Source organism: Acidithrix ferrooxidans (genome assembly GCF_000949295.1).
GTDB classification, from domain to species: Bacteria; Actinomycetota; Acidimicrobiia; order Acidimicrobiales; family Acidimicrobiaceae; genus Acidithrix; species Acidithrix ferrooxidans.
This window is the reverse complement of the sequence record NZ_JXYS01000057.1, coordinates 1-4194: the sequence shown is the minus strand read 5'-3', so window position 1 is coordinate 4194 and position 4194 is coordinate 1. Positions and strand designations below refer to the sequence as shown.

The 4194-nt window shown below is 47.7% G+C and carries 3 protein-coding genes and 2 pseudogenes; 3 read left to right on the top strand and 2 right to left on the bottom strand.

What is annotated here, in order from left to right; genetic code table 11:
• A pseudogene (locus AXFE_RS08900) lies at positions 1 to 363 on the bottom strand (hypothetical protein); the annotation flags it as partial.
• On the bottom strand, positions 321 to 509 hold the full coding sequence (locus tag AXFE_RS19310; protein WP_152625981.1) for a hypothetical protein: 189 nt from the start codon (positions 507 to 509) through the stop codon (positions 321 to 323). The pseudogene AXFE_RS08900 and the gene AXFE_RS19310, both read right to left, overlap by 43 nt.
• A 1333-nt stretch (positions 510 to 1842) precedes the next feature.
• On the opposite strand from AXFE_RS19310, the gene AXFE_RS08890 reads away from it, so the two are divergent.
• The 3 genes and pseudogenes from AXFE_RS08890 to AXFE_RS08880 all read left to right on the top strand — a co-directional run.
• Complete coding sequence (locus tag AXFE_RS08890) at positions 1843 to 2214, top strand: hypothetical protein (protein ID WP_052605518.1); 372 nt, start codon at positions 1843 to 1845, stop codon at positions 2212 to 2214.
• Positions 2215 to 2296: 82 nt separating this feature from the next.
• A pseudogene (locus tag AXFE_RS08885) lies at positions 2297 to 2923 on the top strand (IS607 family transposase).
• A gap of 34 nt (positions 2924 to 2957) precedes the next feature.
• Positions 2958 to 4194: hypothetical protein (locus AXFE_RS08880; RefSeq protein ID WP_052605517.1), on the top strand; the 1237-nt coding region annotated here is incomplete at its 3' end.

Below are 4194 nucleotides of genomic sequence, written 5' to 3'. Positions count from 1 at the left end.
ATCAGATCCAGGATGAATAAGACGAGCTATTATCGTTGCCTTGGCAATACCAAGGGATTCACCCGATAGACCTGCACTCTCTAGGATCTTATCGAAGCTAAGAGCTTCATAGAACGAGTTTCCTATGAGTTCTGGACCGATACTTCTACTATTGATAGTCTTAGCACTAGAGAGATCCACCATCTCAAGGTCAGCCTCAGTAGTTCTTGTTTCTTTAGCGGCTGCAACTTCGGAACGAATTGCATACTTAGTGATTGCCAGATCGACGTATCTGGCAATAATAGGATCTGATTCAAAGAGTGAGGTTACTCCAGAGAGTCCTAGGTAATAGCATTGGCAATTGCATTGGCCAGAGCTGGCCACAATGACTTATCCAGGTCCAGTTCGGTCAAGGTCATTACTATACGTTGACGGGGACCTTTTTCACAGCGGTAGGACTCAACGAGTTGGTACTTACTGTAGCTAACGCCGGTCTTTTTATTAACTGTTGGAGTTTCACGGATAAACACAACAAGACAATAGCACCATGTCAGAGCTAATGCAAGTCATAATCAAAACTACTCAAAAATTAGGACACTACATTCGCGACCCAAAAAGACCTAATACCCATCTACCAGGAAATCTATAAATCGCCCAAGCCGAAAATCCTCAAAAATCAACTCAAAAGGGGCCAATTGGGGCGATTTTTCGGGAAATCTGCGAAAGATGGGTTAGTGAAGCATTCAATCGCGCTGGTGATCTCCGAATCGTTGATGGAGCACTTGACGTCCGGATCGACCCGTTATCTGCCCCTCGTTGCACCCGTGTACTTGTTTCATTGTGCGAACAACGTACATCCACAAAAACCTGCCACCCAGAGACCAATTTACCCAAGCGATTCTCTGTCAAAGATCGACCCGGCATCTCTTGAACTTTATCTCCCATTTCAGGAGTCCTGGACTCAGTGATTACTCCATGATTGGGGCATTTCGGTCTCCGTAGGGCACAAGAGATCCAAGTACGACGTATTCCCATGTCAAGATGTCTCCAGCGTGAGTTGATAAGTTCTGATGTCGTAGCGGTATTTTGTTTTGAATTTACGGCTTATTCAACAACACGGTGGACATGCGAGCTTGGATCGTGCAAGTTTGACATCTACAACAATTTCGTCTTTTGAGATAAAAATATCGTTGACAATGACACCTTTAACGTCAAGCAACTGCTTGACTAGAGAGTTAGCGTGCACGGTTAGATCTCCTAAATCTGTGTGCTAGTAACTTCAAATTTAGAGGTCACAAACCGTGCACGTTTCATTCAATGCTTTTAAAGACCCAAAAGTTCTTATCGTACAGGCGTTACTTATCGGTTATGGGGTCTTGGTGACCCACATGAGGGTTAGGAGAGCCATTTTTTGTTTTGGTGTGGCATAGCTATTTATGGGGGTGAATCGAGATTGTAATTTTATGCGCTATTAAAATTCCAGGAGACGAACTGCGAAGGCTTTTTATGTAATCAATCCAAATATGCTCAAGCGGATAACGATCTGGGTTGTTAGCGGCTCATATTCGGCGTATCTAATCGCTATAGTTCGAAGTTTGAATCATATCAATAAATGGGACTTTGACTGGGCGTACTTGGCCCGACTGATATGTTGAAATGGTCGTGAACTGACCTTGGGGAGCTGGACAGATTCTTTGAGATCAAAGTGAATAAGGTTAGTCGCTAGAGCGCGTTATGAGCGATTGAAGATTAAGCGTTTGTTGAATTTGATCGAGCGAGATCGGTATTATATTTTTGAGGCGTCTCGGTTTTATTTTCGAATTCCGAGAACGCATAGTTGTTTTTACAAGGGTGGAATTATCCATGGAGAACGAAAGAGCCGCTTCAAAGGCGGAGGTTGATTTTGGATACTTTCAAGGAGTTGATATTAGGGTCGGCCGTGTGATCTCAGCGCCCTTTGCTGTTGGTACTAGGTCTCCTTCCAGGGAGATGACACTGGATTTTGGCGTACTTGGCCTTCGGCGTTCGATCGGTCAGTTTGCGCTTATCCCCGAGGATGACCTGGTGGGCCACAATATTTTGGCAGTTGTAAATCTTGGACCACGAAAGATCGGAAAGTACACATCAGAGGTTTTAGTGCTAGGTGTCCCTCATCCTGAAAGTCCGACGAATCAAGCTCAAGCACTCCCTCTGACCGTCTCTGATCTGGCCGTCTTGGGTAGTGAAGTCTTTTAGGGGCGCTTTGTCACCTCCATGGGGCTCGCTACTGCTACTCTCCAGCTGAGCACTCTTAAACGAAGTTTACTATAACGCCTATATGACGAGGTTAGTGCCTATTGGGGTGCCAGCACAGGAGCTTGGGGTACACCCCATGACGCTACGGAGATGACAAGCAGAAGGACGTATCGATCCTCCTATACGCACACAAGGAGGCAGAAGGCGTTATGACCTATCTAAGCTTCGTGCTATTACTCCTCATAAAGCTCCATCCACCAGAGCTACCATCGCCTATGCCCGCGTGTCAACCAACGCTCAAAAAGACGACTTGGTTCGCCAGGTGGCTCTCCTAGAGAGCTATTGCGCCGCAAACGGGTGGAGCTATGAGATCATCTCCGATGTAGGGTCAGGACTCAACTACCATAAGCGTGGACTAAAAGTGCTTATCTCTTGGATTTGCTCCGGCGAGGTTGGGCGGCTGGTGCTCAGTCATAAGGACAGACTGCTTCGTTTTGGGTCAGAGCTTGTTTTGTCTCTTTGTGAGCATTTTGGAGTCGAAGTAATCATTATCAACGCTAGCGAGGATTCAACCTTTGAAGAAGATCTGACAAACGATGTCATCGAAATCGTAACCGTCTTCTCGGGCTGGCTATATGGATCGCATAACCATAAAAACAAAAAGGTTATGGAACGGCTTCAAGAGGTGGCCAAAGAGGTAACTCTATGATCCGATCTCCGAGCCTCACTCTATGGTTAGCATTATGAAGCGCACGGTACGTCTAGCCACGTTGCCACTGAACAAGAACAAGTATGACGAGACGCGCTCTGTGATTGGGCACTATAGCGACGCAAAGCGCGTCTTTGTAGCTCATCTGCGCCAGACTAGCCTATGGAGGCTGCTTGATAGAAGCAAAAGCTTTCGTGACTATGCAAAGGCACAGGGCTTATACCCAGAGGGCATCAACGTCCATTTGGTAGACCAAGCTGCCTTTGACGCCGTGGATACCTGTATTCGCCACATCGAGTCCTGCTTTGTAAGAGCTAACGTCAAGGCAAGGGTGTGGAGACGCTTCACAGACGAAGATGAGAGGCACTATGCCTATGCTTGTCTAACGAGATACTCGGCTATTGGCCAAATCATGGGTGGCGGCGTGCCAGAGATCTCCACTGTGACTACCTCCCCCGAAACGGGTGCAAAGATAGCCTCGTACTTACATCGCGTCATTCGAGATGCACTCGATGGTAGCTGGCCAACCGTTATCAAGTCTCACTCTATGTCTTTGGACTCTACCTTGTATTCAGTGGTCGACAACGACACAGCTAAAGGCAAGACCAGACGCTATGTCAAAGTTGTCAGCTCAACTCGCAACAAACGCATCTCGCTACCCCTGTCTGGCATTTCTCGTGTGTCGGGGAATGTCAGGGTCGTACTTGATGAAGAGAACAAGCGGGCCTTCATTCACGTTAGCTACGACGTTGCAGCTCTAGCCAAGGCCACCGGCCCCGCCGTATCGCTCGACTGGGGAATCACCGAGGTCTGCACTGATGACTCGGGAGTTCATCATGGCGACGAGTATGGCCGAGCGCTTAGTTCCATGACTAAGCGCAGGCATAAGACCGGCAAGGCAAGGAACAAACTTCACGCTCTATCAAAGAGAGATGCTGGCTCCAGAAGAACCAAGCACATCTCACGAAATAACCTAGGGACCAAGAAACAAAAAGCTCGACTCAGGCGTGCAAAGGCACAACTACAGACAATTTCGGGCGCTGCAATCAAAGAAGTGGTCTACGGAGAGGGCAATCGCACCAGAGCTAATGGACGAGCTCCCCAACATCCATCACAACGGCCAAAAGAAATCATCACCGAAGATCTGTCTCACCTAGGGGGTAAGGCTAAGTCTAAGAAGATATCTCGACTCTGCTCATCGTGGGCAAGGGACGAGAACCAAGAACGCATTATGGTACATGCGCATGTCGGAACCTCCGGCATTAAAACGG

Bases quoted from the DNA above. Each gene is read 5' to 3' on its own strand.
- AXFE_RS08890 (WP_052605518.1), top strand. From the start codon at position 1,843: ATGGAGAACGAAAGAGCCGCTTCAAAGGCGGAGGTTGATTTTGGATAC.